This window comes from Paracoccus yeei ATCC BAA-599 (assembly GCF_000622145.1).
Taxonomy (GTDB): domain Bacteria; phylum Pseudomonadota; class Alphaproteobacteria; order Rhodobacterales; family Rhodobacteraceae; genus Paracoccus; species Paracoccus yeei.
The window spans coordinates 23,886-44,023 of record NZ_JHWH01000015.1 but is presented as its reverse complement, the minus strand read 5'-3'; the positions used below and the strand labels follow the sequence as shown (position 1 = coordinate 44,023).

The window sequence follows — 20,138 nt, the reverse complement described above, 5'->3', positions numbered from 1 at the left end:
GTAGACTGGCGCCAAGCCGCAAAGGCAGGAACGGGCAGAGAGGACGGGTCCGCATGGACGACATTCCACGGGAGCGGCTGAGCGGCGCGCTGCGGCGGGGCGCGGTCAAGAAACATGTCGCGGCGATCCATGTCTCGGGCAAGCTGACGCTTTTGCAGCGCAAGCTGTCGAACGTGCTGCTGCTGAATGCCTATGACACGCTGACCAGCCAGAGTCGGCACCAGATCGACGCCCGCACCCTGTGCCTGATGATCGGCTATAATTCGAACGACATGGACACGCTGAAGCAATCCCTGCGCGGCCTGGCCGAGACGGTCGCCGAATGGGACATGCTGGACGAGAAGGGGCAGCAGGAATGGGGCGTCAGCAGCCTGCTGAGCTATGCCAAGCTGAAGGGCGGGATCTGCGAATACGCCTATTCGCCGGCCCTGGCCGAGAAGCTGCACGACCCCAAGGTCTTTGCGCTGATCAACCTGAACATCCAGCGCCGCTTTACCAGCGGGCACGCGCTGGCGCTGTACGAGAACTGCTATCGCTTCGTGCGGACCGGCTCGACCGGGTGGTGGCCGCTGGACCTGTTCCGGCGGCTGATGGGGGTGGACGGGTCGGCCTATTACGAGACCTTCAAGCACCTGAACGCCAAGGTCATCAAGCCCGCCGTGGACGAGGTGAACCGCACCAGCAACATCATCCTGACCCCCGAGACCCGCAAGCAGGGCCGGGTCGTCACCGACCTGCGGTTCCGCATCAAGGAAAACCCGCAGCTGGCGATCCTGGACATGGACGATGGCGAGGGGGTGCGGCACGGCGCGGTCTATGCCCGGCTGCAGGGCCTGGGGGTCAGCGACCGGCTGGCGCGGCAATGGCTGGCGAGCCATGGCGAGGAACAGGTGACGGCGCGGCTGGACTATGTCGAATCGCGCAAGAACGTGAAAAGCAAGCTGGGCTATCTGACGGCGGCGCTGGAGGGCGGCTATGGCGTGCCCGGGCCGGTCGAGGCCAGCGCCGTGCCGGCCGGCCGGGCCGAGCGGCTGCGCCGCATCCTGGCCGCGGTCAAGGCGCGCACGCCCACGCAGCGCGACGCCGACCGGCGGCTGTTCGCCGCGCAACTGCCCGCCGGACCGCTGCGCGACGATTTCGAGCGCCACGGCTGGATGTCGCCCCTGAACAGCGCCCGCGTCGCCGCCTTCTGGGAGGAGATGTCGCCCGGGCTGCTGGCGGGCCTGGGGGACTAGGGCAGGGGCGGTTCAGTGGGCGAGGGGCGGGGCGGCGCCGGCCCGGTCTGCGATGGCCGCGCGGTATTGCGCCTCGTAGCCCTGAAGCATCCCCGAAAGGGTGAACAGGCGCTCGACCCGGTTGCGCGGCCGGTCGCGGGGGATCGCCAGCGCCTGGCGGATGGCGGGGGCCAGCGCCTGCGGCAGGGGGTCGCCCGCGAAGGCGCCGGCATCGCCGATCACCTCGCGCGCCGCGCCCTGATCGAAGCTTGCCACCGGCAGGCCCGTGGCCATGGCCTCGACCGCGGCGCGGCCGAAGGGTTCGTCGCCCACCGGGGTGAACAGCAGCACCGAGGCCGCGCCGAGCGCGCGGGCCAGGTCGTCCTGCCCCAGATGCCCGCCATAGCGGATTCGCCCGCCCAGGAAGGGACGCACGGCGCCGTCGAACCAGGCCCGGTCCTCGACCATGCCGTAAAGCGTCAGCGGCATGCCCAGCCGGGCGGCGGTCTGGGCGGCGAGCTGCGGCCCCTTTTCGGGCCGCATGCGGCCGGACCAGACCAGGGTGCCGTTGCCCAGGGGCGAGAACGGCCAGCGCCCGGGGTCGATTCCGGGGTGAACGACCGCCACCCGCGCGGGCGCCGCGCCGGGCCACCAGACCCTGCGCTGGTGTTCCGAGGGCAGGGTGAAGCGCGCGCCGGGCTGGTCCAGGGTCGCGCGCTGCAGCGCCGGGGCCGGGGGCCCGTGCAGCGCGGTGACGCAGGGCTGGCCGCGCGCCGCCAGCGCCAGCGGGCGGGGGTGCTGGCTGGCGTCATGGACCACGTCGAAGCCGCCCTGCGCGATGCCCTGCGCGATCCGGTCGCAGGCGCGCTGCATCGCGGCGTCGAGGATCGCGGCCAGATGGGCGCCGCCCTGGCGCGCGGGGTCGGGAAAATCCGCCCGGGCGTGGCGGCGCAGCACGGGAAAGACCGGCACGCCCACGTCGCTGTCGCCCGAGGCGAACAGCGTGACCTGGTGGCCGCGCGCCTTGAGCCCGCGCGCGAGATGCCAGCAATGCGCCTCGAGCCCGCCCATGAAGGGGGGCTTGATCGGATGGCGCAGGGGCGCGAGCAGGGCGATGCGCATGTCAGGCGGCCTTGGCCGGCGGATGAAGCGAAAGGGCGCGGGGCGCGATCATTCCGCGGGGATGCCCCGGGGCTGGGCGGCGGCGCCCAGGTCGAAATGCGCCAGCCCCTCGACCACGCCGACGCCGTGGGCGGCGCGGGCGCGGTAAAGCCCGGGGCGGTCGGGCAGGGCGGGTGCGCTGGCGCCGACCAGGATGGCTCGGCCCGCCGCCGCCAGCAGGGCGGTGTCGCGCGCGCCGTCGCCCGCCGCCACGCAATCGGCCAGCGACAGGCCCAGGCGGCGCGCCTCGAAGGCCAGGGCCTCGGGCTTGCCGGCGCGGCGGGGCAGCACGTCGATGGTCCCCGCGCCCGAGGCGATGACGCGGGCCTGAAGGCCCTGCGCGCCCAGGGCGGCGGTCACGCGGGCGGCGTCGGCGGGGGTGCCTGACAGCGCCAGCCGCCAGGCGCGCTGTTCGTGGGCCGCGCGCCAGTCGAGCCCCAGCGCCTCGATCGCCTCGCGGACGGCGGCGCGGTGCCAGCCCTCGGTGACCCAGGCGGCATAGTCGATGCACAGGCGCAGGGCGCCGCGATGGTGCGGGCGCCAGATCTCGGACCCGAGCGAGGTGATGAGGACCTGCGGCTCGGGCAGGGACCAGTCGGCAAGCTGGCCGCGCGCCTCGGACACGGGGGCCTCGGTGGTCAGCACGATGCGCTGGCCGCGCCCGTCCGCGCCCTGCGCCCAGTCCGAGAAGCGGAGCGCGCCGACCGGGCAGCCGCTGAGCGTCGCATCGAGGTCGAAGGCCAGGATCGTGCGGGGCAGGGGGCCGGGCCGGAACGGCGCGCGGGGCGAGAGGAGCCGTGCGGCGATGGTCGCGACGCGCTCGGCCCAGCGGTCCCAGCTGAACTGTCCCTGGCCGTTGCGGGCGTTCTGCGACAGCCGCCGCCACAGGCCCGCGTCGCGCACCAGCCGCAGGCAGGCGGCGGCGATGGCGCGGGGCCGGGCGGGATCGACCGCCAGCCCGTGGCCGATGCGGTCGAGGATGGCTTGCGGGCCGCCGTTGCGGGTGGCGACGACCGGCAGGCCGAAACGGGCCGCCTCGATCAGTGTCAGTCCAAGGGATTCGTGCAGCGCGGGGTTCACCAGGACGCCGCGCTGGATCGCGCAGCGCGCGTAAAGCAGCGGCACGATGCCCGGGTCGTGGCTGTGCGGCATCAGCACCTTGCCCCCGAGCCCCGCCGAGGCGGCCCGCAGCGTCAGTTCACGGCGGATCGCGCGCTGCTCGGCCTCGCCCCCCGGCTGGCCGGCCAGGATCACCAGGTTGGCGCGCGCCTGCAGCGCGGGCGAGGCGATATAGGCGTCCAGCAGCCCCATCAGGTTTTTCTGCCGCACCGGCCGGGCGATGGCCAGAAGAAACGGCGCCTCGGGCCGGTCGAGCGTGGCCAGCAGCGCGCGGGCGTCGCCGCGCGGCCGGGGCAGCGCGACGCCGGGGTTGATGCGCCAGACCCGCCCGGCAGCCAGCGGGTCGTAGGCGGCGATCTGGCGCTCGGCCTCGTCCCGGGTCGAGGCGATGATGGCGTCGGCCTCGCGCAGGGCGGTGCGTTCGCGGGCCAGCTGGTCGCGCAGCGCCTGCGGCGGGGGTGCGTCGAGCCGCGCCCTGAGGCTGTGCGCATGGGGAGTATAAAGCAGCGGCATGCGGTGGCGCGCCCGCGCCGCCCGGCCCAGCACCATGGCCTCGGCGCCGTGGCAGTGGATCAGGTCCGGCCGGCGCGGCAGCATCGACAAGAGCCCCAGAAAGGCCAGCGCGAGATCCGGCAGCTCGGGGCCAAGATCGGGCTGGGCCAGATAGCCGCGCGAAGCCGAGGCGATGCGGATGATGCGCAGCCGCGGGCCCAGCTGCTGCATCGGCAGGTCGTGGTCCGCCCCCAGCGCGGGGTCGTCGAAGCGCCGGGTGACGATGTCAACGGCCTCGGTGTCGGAACGCAGGGCCTGCGCCTCGGCCGCGCCCAGGACATAGGCCAGCGCGCCGCCGGTGTCCTGCGTCAGCCCATGGCGGATCGGCGGCGGTCCGAGACAGCCTGCAAGGGCCACATGCATCACATACATCACGAACCCCGCTGAGGCCGACGGCGCTGGAAACAGGCGGCGGGGAAGGCCGCGCCATGGCTGGAAAAGCCCCGCGCCGGGGGCGCAGTTCCGCCCCCGCCGCCAAGTTGACATTTTTTAGGTCGAGGCCCCCGCGCAGCCCCCCGGCGCGTCCCTGCGCGCGCGCCGTTTGCGGGGTGACGCTGGACCCCGGGGATAGTATGAGGGGCGCGGTCCGACCCGGCTGCATCCCTGAGGGCACAGGAGAGTTCGATGAAGTTCCGCTTCCCCATCGTCATCATCGACGAGGATTTCCGTTCGGAAAACTCGTCGGGCCTGGGCATCCGCGCGCTGGCCGACGCCATCGAAAGCGAGGGGTTCCAGGTGCTGGGCGTCACAAGCTATGGCGACCTGTCGCAATTCGCCCAGCAGCAAAGCCGCGCCAGCGCCTTTGTCCTGTCGATCGACGACGAGGAGTTCAGCCCCGGTCCCGACCTGGACCCGGTGGTGACGAACCTGCGCAACTTCATCGAGGAGGTGCGCTGGAAGAACGCCGACGTGCCGATCTATATCTATGGCGAGACCAAGACCAGCCGGCACCTCCCGAACGACATCCTGCGCGAGCTGCACGGCTTCATCCACGCCTTCGAGGACACGCCCGAGTTCGTCGCCCGCCACATCATCCGCGAGGCCAAGTCCTACCTTGAGGGCATCCAGCCGCCGTTCTTCCGCGCGCTTCTGGATTACGCCGAGGACGGGTCCTATTCCTGGCACTGTCCCGGCCATTCGGGGGGCGTCGCGTTCCTGAAAAGCCCCATCGGCCAGATGTATCACCAGTTCTATGGCGAGAACATGCTGCGCGCCGATGTCTGCAATGCCGTCGAGGAGCTGGGCCAGCTTCTGGACCATAACGGCGCCATCGGCGCGTCCGAACAGAACGCGGCGCGGATCTTCAACGCGGACCATTGCTTCTTTGTCACCAACGGGACCAGCACCAGCAACAAGATGGTGTGGCACCATACGGTCGCGCCGGGCGACGTGGTGGTGGTGGACCGCAACTGCCACAAGTCGATCCTGCATTCGATCATCATGACCGGCGCCGTGCCGGTGTTCCTGAAGCCCACCCGCAACCATTGGGGCATCATCGGCCCGATCCCGCACAGCGAGTTCGAGATCGAGACGATCAAGGCCAAGATCCGCGCCAACCCGCTGCTGAAGGGGGTCGATGCCGACACCGTCAAGCCGCGCATCATGACGCTGACGCAATCGACCTATGACGGCGTGCTGTACAACACCGAGGTCATCAAGGGGATGCTGGACGGCTGGGTCGAGAACCTGCATTTCGACGAGGCCTGGCTGCCGCACGCGGCCTTCCATCCGTTCTATGGCACGTTCCACGCCATGGGCCGCAAGCGCGGGCGCACCGAGCAGTCGATGGTCTATGCCACGCAGTCGATCCACAAGCTGCTGGCCGGGATCAGCCAGGCCAGCCACGTCCTGGTCCAGGACAGCGAGACGACGCGGCTGGACCGGCACCTGTTCAACGAGGCGTATCTGATGCACACCTCGACCAGCCCGCAATATTCGATCATCGCCAGCTGCGACGTGGCCGCCGCGATGATGGAGCCGCCGGGCGGGACTGCGCTGGTCGAGGAGAGCATCGCCGAGGCGCTGGATTTCCGCCGCGCCATGCGCAAGGTCGATGACGAGTTCGGCGAGGACGACTGGTGGTTCCAGGTCTGGGGCCCGGACGAGCTGGAGGAGGAGGGGATCGGCCGCACCCGCGACTGGGTCTTGCGCCGCACCGACAGCGAGGGCGTGCAGCGCGACGGCGAGGACGCCTGGCACGGCTTTGGCGACATGGCGCCGGGCTTCAACATGCTGGACCCGATCAAGGCCACGATCATCACCCCCGGCCTGAACATCGACGGCCGGTTCGAGGATTGGGGCATCCCCGCCAGCATCGTCACCAAGTACCTGGCCGAGCATGGCGTGGTGGTGGAAAAGACCGGGCTTTACAGCTTTTTCGTGATGTTCACCATCGGCATCACCAAGGGCCGCTGGAACACGCTGCTGACCGCGCTGCAGCAGTTCAAGGACGATCACGCCAAGAACCAGCCCCTGTGGCGGGTGATGCCCGAGTTCTGCCAGAAGCAGCCGCGCTACAAGCAGATGGGCCTGCGCGACCTGTGCCAGCACGTCCATGCACTTTACGCCAAATACGACGTGGCGGTGCTGTCGACCGAAATGTACCTGTCCGACCTGACGCCCGCGATGAAGCCCAGCGAGGCCTTTGCCCATATCGCGCAGCGCACCACCCAGCGCGTGCCGATCGACGACCTGGAAGGCCGCATCACCACCAGCCTGGTGACGCCCTATCCTCCGGGCATCCCGCTGCTGATCCCGGGCGAGGTCTTCAACGGGCGGATCGTCGAATACCTGCGCTTCAACCGCGAATTCGCCCGCGAATGTCCGGGGTTCGAGACCGACATCCACGGCCTCGTGCAGGAGGTCGGACCGGACGGCGCGGTGCATTACTTTGCCGACTGCGTGGCCGAGCCGTGATTTTCGCAACCGAGGCGTGTGTCGGGCTTGCCCGGACGCGCCCAAGCTGCGACAACGACGCGATGACAGCCAGGACACACTGACGCCGTGCAGCCCCATCCCACCGCGCCCCCCGCAGGCCCCGGTTCCGCCCCTGCCGGCGCGGCCCAGGCCTGCCGCTTTGGCCGGATCGAGGATGCGCGCCTGTTCGGCCGCGCCGTGCCGCGCCGGATCGAGGTCGAGCTGCTGCCCGCCGTCACCGAGGTCGGCAACGGCTTCCTGCTGTCCTGCCGGGTGCTGAGCGAACCGCGCCGGCCCGACCTGCGGATCTCGATTTCCTTCCAGCGGGCGCAGATCTGGCACGACACCACCGGCCCCGAGGTGCTGGCGCTGCTGGCCGCGCTGCGGGCCGAGGGACCCCTGGGCAGCGACACGCCGGTGCTGCGCATGACGTTCGAGGGGGCCGAATTGGAGCGCACGCTGATGTCCGAGCGCGGCCGCAAGTACAGCTTCACCGTGTTCGAGGCGGCGCGCTGGTTCTATCGCCGCGACGGCCGCCCCGTGACCGGCGGTCTGCCGGTGCAGGTTTCGGGCTGAGCGCAGAAAATCCTTAAAATCCCGAGCATTCGTTGCGCCCGGCCGGTGGCTGGCCGATGATGGCGGCAACGAATGGAACGCGGGACGGATTGCCGATGCGGATGCTGGATCATGTGCCTGTCAGGCCGAATTTCATCGGCGGCCTGCCGGCAGCGCTGCATCAGGTGCTGCTGCCCTGGGACATCGCGGGGCCCGAATCGATGGTGGCGTTCCGGCTGCGCTGCGAAGCCGGGCGCTATCCGATCCAGGATTTCCGCTGGCGCCAGGACGTGTTCCTGACCCGCGGGGGCGACGCGCCGGTCGTGCGCACGCTGCGCCAGCTTGCGGAATCGAAGCTGGCGGCCTTTTGCCTGGCCACGGCGACGGTGGCCAACGACCAGGCGATGGGCAATGTCGCGGGCGGGATGCTGCGCGGCCTGACCGGACCGGCCGAGGTCTATTGCCATGTCACGGCGGGGTTCGTGGCCTTCGTGAACGCCCGGCCGGCGCTGGCCGGGCTGACGCCCGAATCGGCGCGGCAGGTCGCGGTGCTGCTGGTGCCACGACCGGCCCAGCCCGCGAACCGGATCGCGGCGCTGCGGCGGGCGCAGCGCCAGATCGAGCTGATGCACCGCTTCTGGTTCGCCCAGCCCTCGGCCGTGCCGCCGCTGCGCATCGCCGCGCTGGAGGGGGCCGAGCCCGCGCCGCGCGCCTGGGGCTAGGCGGGGCCGGGCCGCGCGGGGTCGGTCGACAGGGCGCGCGCGACCTCGGCCAGGCGCGCCAGCGCCGCCTCGCGCAGCCCGGCGGGGGGATCGCCAGGATGCTCGATGAAGGCGCAGGTCAGCACCGCCATGGCGTCGCCGCGCGGGCCCAGCAGCGGCACGCTGAGGTCGGTGACGCCCACCGCCTGGCCCGAGGGGCCGACGCGGTGGCCGCTGCGGCGGATGCGCCCCAGCTGGTCCGCGATGGCGCCGACGGCGGCCTCGGCCTCGGCGATGCCCCATTGGCCCAGCGTCTCGGCCCGCCGGGCGGGGTCCTGGAAGGCCAGCAGCGTCAGACCCGAACTGGTCTGGAACAGGTCGAGCCGCGCGCCGACCCGGGCGCGGAATTCCCAGTGATCGACGGGGCTGGCCTGGGCCACGACGATGCCGCAGCCGTTTTCCGGCACGACCAGGTGGCAGGACTGGCGCAATTCGCGGGAAAACGCGTCCATCATCGGCTGGGCCTGCGCCACCAGCCGGCGCAGCGGCGGATAGCCGTTGGCCAGCAGGAACAGCTTCATCGTCAGCGCATAGCGGTCGCCGCCGTCCAGCCGGGTGACATAGGCGCGCGCGACCAGCCGTTCCAGCATCCGGTAGATCTGCGACGGGCTGACGCCCAGAGCCTTGACGATCTCGGCCCGGGTCAGGCCGCCGGGCTGGTCGGCCAGCACCTCGAGGATATCGAGCCCCTTGTCGAGCGCGGGCGCGCGGTAGCGATCCGCCGGTCTGTCCTGCATGTCCGCCATCCCTGGTCCTTTCGCCTGCCCGGCGGCAGCGCAGAAAACTGTTGCGTCCTGGGTTCATATATGGATAGCCTGTTCATATAGAAACTGCAACGGAATGAGAGGGGGCTTCTGATGCGGCTTCGCGGCAAGCGTATCCTGATCACCGCGGCCGGGCAGGGCATCGGCCGCGCCTCGGCCCTGGCCTGCGCCGCCGAGGGGGCCGAGGTCATCGCGACCGACCGCGACCCCGAGCTGCTGGCGGGGCTTTCGGGCATGGTCCTGCACGGGCTGGACGTGACCGATCCGCTTGCCATCGCCGACCTGGCCGAGACGCTGGGTCCGCTGGACGGGCTGTTCAACTGCGCCGGCGTCGTGCACGGCGGCACGGTGCTGGACATCCGGGACGAGGACTGGGCCTTTGCCTTCGACCTGAACGTGACGGCGATGATGCGCATGATCCGCGCCTTCCTGCCCGGCATGATCGCGCGGGCGGGGGACACGGGCGCCGCCTCGGTCCTGAACATGGCGTCGATGGCCAGTTCGGTGAAGGGCTTCGTGAACCGCACCGCCTATGGCGCCAGCAAGGCCGCCGTGATCGGGCTGACCAAGGCGGTCGCCGCCGATTTCGTGAAACAGGGCATCCGCTGCAACGCGCTGTGTCCGGGCACGGTGGACACGCCCAGCCTGCGCGGGCGCATCGCCTCGGCCGCCGATCCGGTGCAGGCGGAACGCGACTTCATCGCGCGCCAGCCGATGGGGCGGCTGGCCACGGTCGAGGATATCGCGCCGATGGTCGTCTATCTGCTGTCGGACGAAAGCCGGTTCGTCACCGGCCAGGCCATGCTGGTCGACGGAGGCGTGACGATCTGAACGCAAGGTTTCGCGGCCCGGGGGAGGGGGCGGTGAATGCTGGACGCGCATTGCCATTTCTGGAGCCTCGGGCGCGGGGATTACGGCTGGCTTGAAACCGGCGGGCCGGGGCTCGACCCGATCCGGCGCGATTTCGGCCTGGCCGATTACCCGGGCGGGCGGCCGGTGATCGCCGTGCAGGCCGCGCCGAGCGTGGCCGAGACGCGCTTTCTGCTGGACCTGGCGCGCGGGTCGGACAGCATCCGCGGGGTGGTGGGCTGGGTCGATCTGGCGGCTGCCGGGGCCGCCGATGCGGTCAGGGACCTGGCGGCCGATCCGCTGCTGCGCGGGCTGCGGCCGATGCTGCAGGACATTGCCGACACCGACTGGCTGGTGAATGTGGCCCGGCCCGAGGCGCTGGCTGCGATGGCGGGGGCCGGGCTGGTGTTCGACGCGCTGGTCACCGAACGCCACCTGCCGATGCTGGCGCGGTTCGCGGACGCGAACCCCGATCTTGCCATCGTCATCGACCATGCCGCGAAGCCCCAGCCCGGGCCGCGTGAGGGCTGGCGGGCGGGGATGCGCGCCTTGGCGCGCGACCCCCGCATCCATTGCAAGCTGTCGGGCCTGCTGACCGAGCTTTCGCCCGAGGAGCGGCGCGATCCCCTGCTGGCGCTGCAAGCCACCCTTGCGGACCTGCTGGACTGGTTCGGCCCGGACCGGCTGATCTGGGGCAGCGACTGGCCGGTGGTGACGCTGGTTGCGCCGCTGATCGACTGGCTGGCGCTGTCCGAGGACCTGACCGCGGGCCTTTCCGCACCCGAGCGGGCGGCGATCTTCGGCGGCAATGCCGCGCGGGTCTATGGGGTGGCGCCATGACCGACCTGGTGCGGATGGAGGCGATCGAGAAGCGCTTCCCCGGCGTCCATGCGCTGAAATCCGTGGGCTTCGACCTGCGCGCCGGCGAGGTCCATGCCCTGATGGGCGAGAACGGCGCGGGCAAGTCCACGCTGATGAAGATCCTGTCGGGGGTCTATCAGCCCGACGGCGGGCGCATCCTGATCGACGGGGCCGAGGTCGGCGTGCCCTCGCCCAGGGCAGCGCAGGATCTGGGCATCGGCATCATCCATCAGGAACTGGCGCTGATGCGCGACCTGACCGTGGCGCAGAACATCTGGATCGGGCGCGAGCCGCGCCTGTCCTGGGGCCGCATCGACGAGGCGCGCCAGAACGCCGACACCGCCGCGCTGTTCCGGCGCATGAACCTGGGCATCGACCCGCGCGGCGCCGTGGGCGGGCTGACCATCGCCCGCCAGCAGATGGTCGAGATTGCCAAGGCGCTGTCGCACCGGTCCCGCGTCCTCATCATGGACGAGCCGACCGCCGCCCTGACCGAGGCTGAGATCGCCGAGCTATTCACCATCATCCGCCAGCTTCGGGCCGAGGGCGTGGGCATCGTCTACATCAGCCACAAGATGGACGAGATCAAGCGCATCGCCGACCGCATCACCGTCATGCGCGACGGCGCCCATGTCGGCACAGTCGAGGCGGCGGACACGCCCATGGCGCGCATCATCGCCATGATGGTCGGCCGCGAGATCGGCGAGGAAAGCGTCAGCATCCCCGATCTGAGCGCGGCCCCCGTCGCGCTGGAGTTGCGGAACCTGACGCGCGGGCGCGAGGTGCGGGGCGTCAGCTTTTCGCTGAAAAAGGGCGAGATCCTGGGCTTTGCCGGGCTGATGGGGGCGGGCCGCACCGAGACCGCCCGCGCCATCTTTGGGGCCGAACCCGCCGAGGCGGGCGAGGTTCTGGTGCATGGCAAGCCCGCCCTGATCCGCAGCCCCTCTGATGCCGTGCGCGCCGGCATCGGCTATCTGTCCGAGGATCGCAAGCACTATGGCCTGGCGCTGGGGATGGACGTGCGCGACAATATCGCGCTGGCAAGCCTGGACCGCCACGCCGACGCCCTCGGGCGGATCGACGAACGCGCGCTGGCCGGTATCGCGCGGGACTATATCGCGCGGCTGCGCATCCGCACGCCGCACGACCGCCATCCGGTGCGGCTGCTGTCGGGGGGCAACCAGCAGAAGGTGGTGATCGCGAAATGGCTGCTGCGCGATTGCGACATCCTGATCTTTGACGAGCCCACGCGCGGCATCGACGTGGGCGCGAAATCGGAAATCTACCGGCTGCTGAACGATCTGGCGGCGGCGGGCAAGGCGATCATCGTGATTTCAAGCGAGCTGCCGGAAATCCTGCGGCTGTCGCACCGCATCGCCGTCATGTGCGAGGGGCGGCTGACCGGCATCCTGCCGGGCGGCGCCAGCCAGGAACGGATCATGGCGCTGGCCACACAACGCGAAGGGATGGTCGTCGAATGAGCGCAGGCGAGGGAACCATGGACGCGCGGCAGGCCCGGCGCGGCGCGGCGCAGCAGAAGATCCTGGCCTTCGCCAGCCTGATCGTGCTGGTCGCGGGCTTTTCGCTGGCCAGCCCGAACTTCTTTCAGATGACAAACATCATGGCGATCTTGCAGGCCGCCTCGGTCAACGGGGTGCTGGCGGTGGCCGTGACGCTGATCATCATCACCGGCGGCATTGATCTGTCCATCGGCACGCTGATGACCTTCTGCGCGGTCATGGCCGGGGTGGTGCTGACCTGGGGCGGCATGCCGCTGCCCCTGGGGATCGTCGCCGCCATCGCCACGGGGGCGTGTTGCGGGCTGATCTCGGGGACGTTCGTGGCCAAGATGAAGATCCCGCCGTTCATCGCCACGCTGGGGATGATGCTGATGCTGAAGGGGCTGTCGCTGATCGTGACGGGCACCAAGCCCATCTATTTCAACGACACGCCGGGGTTCACGCAGATCGCCCAAGGGTCCGTCATCGGCGCGCTGGTCCCGGCATTCCCGGTGCCGAACGGCGTCCTGATCCTGTTCCTGGTCGCGGGGGCGGTCGCCTGGATCCTGGGGCGCACGGTGCTGGGGCGCTATACCTTTGCCCTGGGATCGAACGAGGAAGCCGTGCGCCTGTCGGGCGTCGACACCGACCGCTGGAAGATGGCGATCTATGCGCTGTCGGGCGGCATCGTCGGCATCGGCGGGCTGCTGATCGCCAGCCGGCTGAACTCGGCCCAGCCCGCGCTGGGGCTGGGATACGAGCTTGAGGCGATCGCCGCGGTGGTGATCGGCGGCACCAGCCTTGCGGGCGGGCGCGGCACCATCCTCGGGACGCTGATCGGCGCGCTGATCATGGCGGTCCTGACCAACGGGCTGCGCGTTCTGTCGGTCGCGCCGGAATGGCAGACCGTCGTGACCGGCGCGATCATCATCGCCGCCGTCTATGCCGATCAGCTGCGCCGGGGGAGGGCGGGCTGACCAAAGGATCGAACACCAAGGGAGGAAACCGGATGTTCACAAGACGCATGCTGATGGGCGCGGCCGCCACGCTGGCGCTGAGCGCCACCGCCGGGATGGCGCAGGACAAGATGCTGATCCCGCTGATCTCGAAAGGGTTCCAGCACCAGTTCTGGCAGGCGGTCAAGGTCGGCGCCGACAAGGCCGGGGCGGAACTGGGCGTGACCGTCACCTTCGAGGGGCCGGACAACGAAACCCAGGTCGACAAGCAGATGGACATGCTGGCCGCCGCCCTGGCCAACAAGCCCGCCGCCATCGGCTTTGCCGCGCTGGACAGCCAGGCCGCGATCCCGCTGCTGCGCCAGGCGCAGGACGCCAAGATCCCGGTCATCGCCTTCGACTCGGGCGTGGACAGCGACATTCCGGTGGCGACGGCGGCGACGGACAACCTGGCGGCCTCGGCCCTTGCCGCCGACAAGATGGCGGAACTGATCGGCGGATCGGGCAAGATCGCGCTGGTGGTCCATTCCCAGACCTCGCGCACCGGGATCGACCGGCGCGACGGCTTCGTGAACCGCATCGCCGAGACATACCCCGACATCCAGATCGTCGCGACCGAATACGGCGACGGCGACCAGCTGAAATCGACCGAGATCACCAAGGCGATCCTGGCCGCGAACCCCGACATCAAGGGCATTTTCGGCGCGAACGAGGGCTCGGCCATCGGCGTGCTGAACGGGGTGCGCGAGATGGGGTCCAAGGTCGTGGTCATCGGCTACGACTCGGGCGCCGCGCAAAAGGCCGCGATCCGCGACGGGACCATGGCGGGCGCGATCACCCAGAACCCGGTCGGCATCGGCTATGAGACGGTCAAGGCCGCCGTCGCCGCCGCCAAGGGCGAGACGGTCCCGAAGTCCATCGACACCGGCTTTTTCTGGTACGACAAGACCAACATCGACAGCCCCGAGATCGCCGCGGTGCTTTACGACTGACGCCTGCGCGCCGGGGGCCGCAGCGGTCTCCGGCGTCCCATTCCCACAAGGTTTCCCATGAAGATCACCGGCCTTTCGACCCTCGACGTGCGCTTTCCGACCAGCCGGGCGCTGGATGGATCGGACGCGATGAACCCCGACCCGGATTATTCCGCCGCCTATGTCATCCTGGAGACGGACGGGCCGCATCGGGGCCACGGGCTGACCTTCACCATCGGGCGCGGCAACGAGATCTGCGTCGCCGCCATCGAGGCGCTGCGCCCTCTGGTCGTGGGGCTGGACCTGGGCTGGATCGCGCAGGACATGGGCCGGTTCTGGCGGCATATCACCGGCGACAGCCAGTTGCGCTGGATCGGCCCGGACAAGGGTGCGATCCATCTGGCGACCGGGGCGGTGGTCAACGCGGTCTGGGACCTGTGGGCGAAATCCGTGGGCAAGCCGGTCTGGCAACTGGTCGCCGAGATGACGCCCGAGGACCTGGTCCGCTGCATCGATTTTCGCTATCTGACCGACTGCATCACGCCGGAATGGGCGCTGGATTTCCTGACCGAGCAGGCGCGGGACAAGGCCGCGCGCGTCGAGACGCTGAAGGCCGAGGGCTATCCCTGCTATACCACCAGCGCCGGCTGGCTGGGCTATGGCGACGACAAGCTGCGCCGGCTGTGCCGCGAGGCGGTCGATGCCGGGTTCCGCCACGTCAAGATGAAGGTCGGCCGCGATCTGGACGACGACATCCGCCGCCTGACCATCGCGCGTGAAACCGTGGGCCCTGACGTCGCGCTGATGATCGACGCCAACCAGGTCTGGGAGGTGGATCAGGCCATCGACTGGGTCAAGCGGCTCGCCTTCGTGAACCCCTGGTTCATCGAGGAACCGACCAGCCCCGACGATGTGGCCGGCCACCGCAAGATCCGCGCGGGCGTGGCCCCGGTGCAGGTCGCGACCGGCGAGATGTGCCAGAACCGCATCCTGTTCAAGCAGTTCATCATGGAGGGCGCGATCGACGTGGTCCAGATCGACGCCTGCCGGCTGGGCGGCCTGAACGAGGTGCTGGCGGTCATGCTGATGGCCGCGAAATACGGGCTGAAGGTCTGCCCCCATGCCGGGGGCGTGGGCCTGTGCGAATATGTCCAGCACATGTCGATGATCGACTATCTGTGCATCGCCGGCACGCGCGAGGGGCGGGTGATCGAATATGTCGATCATCTGCACGAGCATTTCCTGGACCCCTGCGTGATCGTCGATGCGGCCTACATGCCGCCCACGGCGCCCGGCTTTTCCATCGAGATGCGGCCCGAAAGCCTGGAGACCTATCGCTTTCGGGGGGCTGCGTGATGGACCTGCATCTGCAAGACCGGCTGGTGGTGGTGACGGGCGGCGGCTCGGGCATCGGGGTGGCGATCTCCGAGGTGCTGGCCGAGGAGGGCGCGCGGGTCGTGATCCTGTCGCGCAGCGCGCCCGATGCGGACTGGCTGGCGCGGGTCGGCGCCGATTTCATTGCGGTGGAGCTTTCGGACGATGCCGTCTGCCGCGCGGCGGTCGAGACGCTGCGCCAGCGCCACGGGGCGGTCTATGGGCTGGTCAACAACGCGGGCGCGAATGACGGCGTGGGGCTGGGCCGGGGCCCGGATGCGTTCCGCGAAAGCCTGGACCAGAACCTGGTGCATTATTACACGATGGTGGATCTGCTGGCGGACGACCTGCGGGCCAGCCGGGGGGCCATCGTCAACATCACCTCGAAAACCGCACTGACGGGGCAGGGGGGAACCTCGGCCTATGTCGCAGCCAAGGCGGCGCAGCTGGGGCTGACGCGGGAATGGGCGGTCGAGTTCCTGCCCGACGGCGTGCGCGTCAACGCCATCGTCGTGGCCGAGGCGATGACGCCCTTGTATCGCCGCTGGCTGGACCGGATGCCCGACCCCGAGGGCGCGCTGGCCGAGATCACCCGGCGCATCCCCCTGGGCAACCGCATGACCACCCCGCGCGAGATCGCCGACACCTGCGCCTTTCTGCTGTCGGACCGGGCCAGCCACACGACCGGGCAATGGCTGTTCGTCGATGGCGGCTATACGCATCTGGACCGTGCCATCGGCCGCTAGTCCGGCCGGGCGCGGTGGCGGCCGATGGGCAGCATCATCGGCCGGCCCCAGATCGGGTCCGGGACCACGCGGCTTTCCAGACCGAAGACGGCGCGCACGGTGCCTTCGGTCAGCACCTCGGCCGGGGTGCCGTGGGCGTAAAGCCCGCCGTCCTTCATCGCGACCAGCAGGTCGGCATAGCGCGCCGCCAGGTTCAGGTCGTGCAGCACCATGACGATGGTGGTCCCGCGCGCTCGGTTCAGGTCGATCAGCAGGTCCAGCACTTCGACCTGGTGGCTGATGTCCAGGAAGGTCGTGGGTTCGTCCAGCAGCAAAAGGTCGGTCTGCTGCGCCAGCGCCATGGCGATCCAGACGCGCTGGCGCTGGCCGCCCGACAGTTCGTCCACCGGGCGCTCGGCCAGGTCGGCGGTCTGGGTGGCATCCAGCGCCTCGGCCACGGCCTGGTCGTCGCCCGGGCTCCAGCGGCTGAGCAGGCCGTGGTGCGGGTGGCGGCCGCGCGACACAAGCTCGGCCACGGTGATGCCTTCGGGCGCGATGGGCGATTGCGGCAGAAGGCCCAGGGTGCGGGCCAGTTCGCGCGGCGGGATGCGGTGCAGGTCGCGCCCGTCCAGCACCACATGGCCCGCGCGCGGCGCCAACAGCCGCGACAGGCTGCGCAGCAGCGTGGATTTGCCGCAGGCATTGGCGCCGACGATGGCGGTGATCCGCCCCGGCGCGACGCTGAGGTCCAGGCCGCGCAGCACGGTGCTGTCGCCATAGCCCGCGCCAAGGCCCCGGGCCTGCAAAAGATGGGCGGCAGTCACAACGAGCCTCCGCTCCGGTTCACCCGGATGATGAGATAGATCAGATAGGGCGCCCCCAGCGCCCCGGTGACGACGCCGACCGGATAGCGGCCCGGCATCAGGAACTGGCCGCAATAGTCGCCCGCCAGCACCAGCAGCGCGCCGACCAGCCCCGCCGGCAGCAGGATCGAGCCGGTCCGGCCCATGACCCGCGCCGCGATGGGGCCCGACAGGAAGGCGACGAAGGCGATGGGCCCGGTGAAGGCGGTGGCGACGGCGATCAGCCCGACCGCCGCCAGGGTGACGGCGACGCGCGTCGGGCCGACCCGCACGCCCAGGGCGGCGGCGGTGTCGTCGCCCATGCGCAGCGTTTCCAGGTCGCGGGCGCGCGCCAGAAGCACCCCCCCGGCCAGCGCAAGCGTCAGCGCCAGCGGCACGGCCTGGGACAGTTGCGCGCCGTTGACGCTGCCGGTCAGCCAGCGCATGGCCTGTTGCAGGTCCCAGGCGGGCGCGCGGGCCAGGGCATAGGCGACGACGCTTTGCAGCATGGCGGCGGTGCCGATGCCGATCAGGATCAGCCGGGTGCCGGCGACGCCGCCCCGCCAGGCCAGCCCATAGATCGCCAGCGCGACGCCCAGGCCCGCTGCGACCGCCAACACAGCGACGCCCGGGCCGGTCATGCCCAGAAAGACGATGGCCAGCACCGCCGCGGCGCTGGCGCCCCAGGTGATGCCGATGATGTCGGGACTGGCCAGCGGGTTGCGCAGCATGACCTGGAACGCGGCGCCCCCCATGCCGAAGCAGAGCCCGGCCAGGATCGACAGCACCGCGCGCGGCAGCCGCAGCTGGCCCACGGTGAAGCTGGCGCCGGGCACGTCCTGGCCCATCAGCACGCGCAAGACGTCGCCGGGGGGCGTCAGGCTTTGGCCAAGGCTCAGCGTCAGGGCAAAGCCCGCGAGGATCAGCCCCGCCATGACCGCCAGCCCGCGCGCGCGGCGGCGGTGGCGCAGGCCGCGCGCCGCGCGGACGGTGTCGAGAGTCGCGGTCATAGCTCGCGCAGCCTTTGCCGGCGGACGATCCAGATGAAGAAGGGCGCGCCGACAAAGGCGGTGACGATGCCCACGTCCAGCTCTCCGGGCCGGGCGACGAGGCGGCCGGCGACGTCCGAGACCAGCAGCAGCGCCGCCCCGGCCAGCGCCGAGAAGGGCAGAAGCCAGCGGTGGTCGGTCCCGACCAGCAGCCGGCAGAGGTGCGGCACGACCAGACCGACAAAGCCGATGGGCCCGCAGACGGCCGTGGCGGCCCCCGCCAGCAGCACCGCCGCAAGGCCCGCCACCAGCCGCGTGCGCAGGACGTCTTCGCCCAGGCCCGCCGCCAGCTCGTCCCCCAGAGCCAGCGCGTTCAGCCGCCGCGCCCAGATCAGGCCGATGGCCAGGCCCGCCGCCAGCATGGGCAGCACCGGCAGGATGCGGGCGAATGTCGCCCCGCCGACGCCGCCGATCTGCCAGGACTGGATGCCGCCGGCGATGTCGTTGCGCGGCAGCACGACCGCGATCACCAGGGACGAGAAGGCGACCGAGGTCGCGGCCCCCGCAAGCGCGAGCTTGAGCGGCGTCGCCCCGCCGCGTCCGAGCGAGCCGATGACCTGGACAAAGACCGCCGTCAGCCCGGCGCCCAGCACCGCCGCCCCGATATAGGCCAGGGCCGAGGTCATGGAAAACCACGCCACGCCCACCACCACGGCCAGCGCGGCGCCCATGTTGATCCCAAGGATGCCGGGGTCCGCCAGCGGGTTGCGGGTGATGCCCTGCAACAGCGCCCCCGCCATCCCCAGCGCCGCCCCGGCCAGCAGCGCCAGCGCGGTGCGGGGCAGGCGGGCGGCGACGGCGGCCTCTCCGATCGTATCCGTGCGGCCGGACAGGGCGCCCAGGATCTCGGACCAGGGGACGCTGCGGGTGCCGACGGCGACCGACAGCGCGCAAAGCGCCACGACCGCCAGCGCCAGCGCCAGCAGCGCCAGCCCCCGGCGGGGCAGGGCGGCGGGCCCGGTCATTCGGTTCGGGCGGCCGCTTCGGCCAGCCGGGCGACGTAATCGTCCAGCACCCAGGGGATCGACAGCGGCGTCGGGCTGGCCGCCGTGCCGACCGGGTCGTTGCCCAGAAGCACCAGCGCGTCGCGCGCCACGGCCGGCATGTGCGACAGCAGGGGATCGGCCTTGACGGCGTCGAACAGGGCGCGCCCGCCATAGGTCACGACGATGTCCACGTCCTCGAAGGCGTCGATGCGCTCGGCGCTGATCTGGCCGGCGTAAAGCCCGTCGGCCGATGCCTCGACCACGCTGCTGGGCGAGGTCAGGCCCAGGTCGTGAAAGAACTGCACCCGCGTGTCATGCGTGGTGTAGAAGCTGACGAGGCTGAGGTTCGTGGTGTCCAGATGGGTCACGAACATCGCCGACTTGCCGGCAAGGCCGGGATGGCGGGCGACGGTGTCGGCGATCTGCCCCTCGAGCCGTCGGATCAGCGCCTCGCCCTCGGCCGCCATGCCCATGCCGGCGCTGTCCAGCCGGATCATGTCGCGCCATCCGGTCGTCCAGGGCTGGTCGGGATAGGCCACCACCGGCGCGATCTGGCTGAGCGTTTCGTAATCGGCCCGGGTCAGCCCGGAATGGGCGGCCAGGATCACGTCCGGGCGGGTGGCGGCCACCGCCTCGAAGTCGATGCCGTCGCCTTCGTCGAACAGCACCGGGGTCTCGGCCCCCAGCTCCTTGAGCCGGGCCGCGACCCAGGGCAGCACCCCGTCGCCGTCGTCATCACCGAAATTCGCGCGCGCCATGCCGACCGGCACGATGCCCAGGGCCAGCGGCACCTCCTGGTTGGCCCAAGCGACGGTGGCGATGCGCTGCGGCCTGGCCGGGATGGTGGTCGTGCCCAGGGCGTGGCGGACGGTGACGGGAAAGGACGTCTCGGGCGCGGTCTGGGCATGGCCCGCGAGCGGGGCCAGAATGGCGCCGAGGGCCAGGACCAGCGGCAGGCGGATACGGTCTCGGGGTGTCATGCGC

General features: G+C 70.7%; 18 protein-coding genes. 11 read left to right on the top strand and 7 right to left on the bottom strand.

Going from position 1 to position 20,138, the window contains the following annotated elements; all coding sequences use genetic code 11:
• Positions 1 to 53: 53 nt before the first annotated feature.
• Positions 54 to 1,235 (top strand): replication initiation protein, encoded by a 1,182-nt coding sequence (locus BU28_RS0109655; protein WP_028719300.1) that lies wholly within the window; start codon positions 54 to 56, stop codon positions 1,233 to 1,235.
• Positions 1,236 to 1,247: 12 nt separating this feature from the next.
• Here the strand turns inward: BU28_RS0109655 and BU28_RS0109650 are convergent, their stop codons facing one another.
• Both BU28_RS0109650 and BU28_RS0109645 read right to left on the bottom strand, forming a co-directional pair.
• Entirely contained in the window at positions 1,248 to 2,336 is a 1,089-nt protein-coding gene (locus tag BU28_RS0109650; protein ID WP_028719299.1) for a glycosyltransferase, read from the bottom strand.
• Positions 2,337 to 2,384: 48 nt separating this feature from the next.
• Positions 2,385 to 4,418, bottom strand: a complete 2,034-nt coding sequence (locus tag BU28_RS0109645; RefSeq protein WP_028719298.1) for an HAD family hydrolase — start codon at positions 4,416 to 4,418, stop codon at positions 2,385 to 2,387.
• Between the two features lie 252 nt (positions 4,419 to 4,670).
• Here BU28_RS0109645 and BU28_RS0109640 point away from each other — a divergent pair, with 252 nt between their 5' ends.
• The 3 genes from BU28_RS0109640 to BU28_RS0109630 all read left to right on the top strand — a co-directional run bounded on the left by BU28_RS0109640 (position 4,671) and on the right by BU28_RS0109630 (position 8,239).
• On the top strand, positions 4,671 to 6,962 hold the full coding sequence (locus tag BU28_RS0109640; RefSeq protein WP_028719297.1) for an arginine/lysine/ornithine decarboxylase: 2,292 nt from the start codon (positions 4,671 to 4,673) through the stop codon (positions 6,960 to 6,962).
• Positions 6,963 to 7,049: 87 nt separating this feature from the next.
• Complete coding sequence (locus tag BU28_RS0109635) at positions 7,050 to 7,538, top strand: hypothetical protein (protein ID WP_028719296.1); 489 nt, start codon at positions 7,050 to 7,052, stop codon at positions 7,536 to 7,538.
• A 95-nt stretch (positions 7,539 to 7,633) separates the two neighbouring features.
• The gene (locus BU28_RS0109630) at positions 7,634 to 8,239 is read left to right on the top strand and encodes a hypothetical protein (protein ID WP_028719295.1); all 606 of its coding nucleotides are present in this window, start codon (positions 7,634 to 7,636) and stop codon (positions 8,237 to 8,239) included.
• Here BU28_RS0109630 and BU28_RS0109625 read toward each other — a convergent pair.
• Positions 8,236 to 9,015 (bottom strand): IclR family transcriptional regulator, encoded by a 780-nt coding sequence (locus tag BU28_RS0109625; protein ID WP_051578111.1) that lies wholly within the window; start codon positions 9,013 to 9,015, stop codon positions 8,236 to 8,238. The genes BU28_RS0109630 and BU28_RS0109625 overlap by 4 nt on opposite strands.
• A 120-nt stretch (positions 9,016 to 9,135) precedes the next feature.
• On the opposite strand from BU28_RS0109625, the gene BU28_RS0109620 reads away from it, so the two are divergent.
• From BU28_RS0109620 to BU28_RS0109590, 7 genes are read left to right on the top strand one after another with little or no spacing between them, the layout of a single operon-like run.
• A complete protein-coding gene (locus tag BU28_RS0109620; RefSeq protein WP_028719293.1) occupies positions 9,136 to 9,873 on the top strand; it encodes an SDR family oxidoreductase in 738 nt (245 codons plus the stop codon).
• A 36-nt stretch (positions 9,874 to 9,909) separates the two neighbouring features.
• The gene (locus tag BU28_RS0109615) at positions 9,910 to 10,731 is read left to right on the top strand and encodes an amidohydrolase family protein (RefSeq protein ID WP_028719292.1); all 822 of its coding nucleotides are present in this window, start codon (positions 9,910 to 9,912) and stop codon (positions 10,729 to 10,731) included.
• A complete protein-coding gene (locus BU28_RS0109610) occupies positions 10,728 to 12,233 on the top strand; it encodes a sugar ABC transporter ATP-binding protein (protein ID WP_028719291.1) in 1,506 nt (501 codons plus the stop codon). The genes BU28_RS0109615 and BU28_RS0109610 overlap by 4 nt, the downstream gene beginning before the upstream one ends.
• Positions 12,230 to 13,228, top strand: coding sequence for an ABC transporter permease (locus tag BU28_RS0109605; protein WP_051578095.1), 999 nt, complete (start codon positions 12,230 to 12,232; stop codon positions 13,226 to 13,228). Before BU28_RS0109610 ends, BU28_RS0109605 begins: the two co-directional genes overlap by 4 nt.
• Before the next feature lie 32 nt (positions 13,229 to 13,260).
• The gene (locus BU28_RS0109600) at positions 13,261 to 14,199 is read left to right on the top strand and encodes an ABC transporter substrate-binding protein (protein WP_028719289.1); all 939 of its coding nucleotides are present in this window, start codon (positions 13,261 to 13,263) and stop codon (positions 14,197 to 14,199) included.
• Positions 14,200 to 14,256: 57 nt separating this feature from the next.
• On the top strand, positions 14,257 to 15,534 hold the full coding sequence (locus BU28_RS0109595; protein ID WP_028719288.1) for an L-fuconate dehydratase: 1,278 nt from the start codon (positions 14,257 to 14,259) through the stop codon (positions 15,532 to 15,534).
• Positions 15,534 to 16,298 carry an L-fucose dehydrogenase gene (locus tag BU28_RS0109590; protein ID WP_028719287.1) on the top strand — a complete coding sequence of 255 codons (765 nt, stop codon included), beginning with the start codon at positions 15,534 to 15,536 and terminating at the stop codon, positions 16,296 to 16,298. The genes BU28_RS0109595 and BU28_RS0109590 overlap by 1 nt, the downstream gene beginning before the upstream one ends.
• Here the strand turns inward: BU28_RS0109590 and BU28_RS0109585 are convergent.
• From BU28_RS0109585 to BU28_RS0109570, 4 genes are read right to left on the bottom strand one after another with little or no spacing between them, the layout of a single operon-like run.
• Positions 16,295 to 17,101 carry an ABC transporter ATP-binding protein gene (locus BU28_RS0109585; RefSeq protein WP_028719286.1) on the bottom strand — a complete coding sequence of 269 codons (807 nt, stop codon included), beginning with the start codon at positions 17,099 to 17,101 and terminating at the stop codon, positions 16,295 to 16,297. The genes BU28_RS0109590 and BU28_RS0109585 overlap by 4 nt on opposite strands.
• On the bottom strand, positions 17,098 to 18,129 hold the full coding sequence (locus BU28_RS0109580; RefSeq protein WP_028719285.1) for a FecCD family ABC transporter permease: 1,032 nt from the start codon (positions 18,127 to 18,129) through the stop codon (positions 17,098 to 17,100). The genes BU28_RS0109585 and BU28_RS0109580 overlap by 4 nt, the downstream gene beginning before the upstream one ends.
• Positions 18,126 to 19,133, bottom strand: coding sequence for a FecCD family ABC transporter permease (locus tag BU28_RS0109575; RefSeq protein WP_028719284.1), 1,008 nt, complete (start codon positions 19,131 to 19,133; stop codon positions 18,126 to 18,128). The genes BU28_RS0109580 and BU28_RS0109575 overlap by 4 nt, the downstream gene beginning before the upstream one ends.
• Positions 19,130 to 20,134, bottom strand: a complete 1,005-nt coding sequence (locus BU28_RS0109570) for an iron-siderophore ABC transporter substrate-binding protein (RefSeq protein WP_051578093.1) — start codon at positions 20,132 to 20,134, stop codon at positions 19,130 to 19,132. The genes BU28_RS0109575 and BU28_RS0109570 overlap by 4 nt, the downstream gene beginning before the upstream one ends.
• Positions 20,135 to 20,138: the final 4 nt, after the last annotated feature.

Bases quoted from the DNA above. Each gene is read 5' to 3' on its own strand.
- BU28_RS0109655 (WP_028719300.1), top strand. From the start codon at position 54: ATGGACGACATTCCACGGGAGCGGCTGAGCGGCGCGCTGCGGCGGGGC.
- BU28_RS0109650 (WP_028719299.1), bottom strand. From the start codon at position 2,336: ATGCGCATCGCCCTGCTCGCGCCCCTGCGCCATCCGATCAAGCCCCCC.
- BU28_RS0109645 (WP_028719298.1), bottom strand. From the start codon at position 4,418: ATGTATGTGATGCATGTGGCCCTTGCAGGCTGTCTCGGACCGCCGCCG.
- BU28_RS0109640 (WP_028719297.1), top strand. From the start codon at position 4,671: ATGAAGTTCCGCTTCCCCATCGTCATCATCGACGAGGATTTCCGTTCG.
- BU28_RS0109630 (WP_028719295.1), top strand. From the start codon at position 7,634: ATGCGGATGCTGGATCATGTGCCTGTCAGGCCGAATTTCATCGGCGGC.
- BU28_RS0109625 (WP_051578111.1), bottom strand. From the start codon at position 9,015: ATGCAGGACAGACCGGCGGATCGCTACCGCGCGCCCGCGCTCGACAAG.
- BU28_RS0109620 (WP_028719293.1), top strand. From the start codon at position 9,136: ATGCGGCTTCGCGGCAAGCGTATCCTGATCACCGCGGCCGGGCAGGGC.
- BU28_RS0109615 (WP_028719292.1), top strand. From the start codon at position 9,910: ATGCTGGACGCGCATTGCCATTTCTGGAGCCTCGGGCGCGGGGATTAC.
- BU28_RS0109610 (WP_028719291.1), top strand. From the start codon at position 10,728: ATGACCGACCTGGTGCGGATGGAGGCGATCGAGAAGCGCTTCCCCGGC.
- BU28_RS0109605 (WP_051578095.1), top strand. From the start codon at position 12,230: ATGAGCGCAGGCGAGGGAACCATGGACGCGCGGCAGGCCCGGCGCGGC.
- BU28_RS0109600 (WP_028719289.1), top strand. From the start codon at position 13,261: ATGTTCACAAGACGCATGCTGATGGGCGCGGCCGCCACGCTGGCGCTG.
- BU28_RS0109595 (WP_028719288.1), top strand. From the start codon at position 14,257: ATGAAGATCACCGGCCTTTCGACCCTCGACGTGCGCTTTCCGACCAGC.
- BU28_RS0109590 (WP_028719287.1), top strand. From the start codon at position 15,534: ATGGACCTGCATCTGCAAGACCGGCTGGTGGTGGTGACGGGCGGCGGC.
- BU28_RS0109580 (WP_028719285.1), bottom strand. From the start codon at position 18,129: ATGACCGCGACTCTCGACACCGTCCGCGCGGCGCGCGGCCTGCGCCAC.
- BU28_RS0109575 (WP_028719284.1), bottom strand. From the start codon at position 19,133: ATGACCGGGCCCGCCGCCCTGCCCCGCCGGGGGCTGGCGCTGCTGGCG.
- BU28_RS0109570 (WP_051578093.1), bottom strand. From the start codon at position 20,134: ATGACACCCCGAGACCGTATCCGCCTGCCGCTGGTCCTGGCCCTCGGC.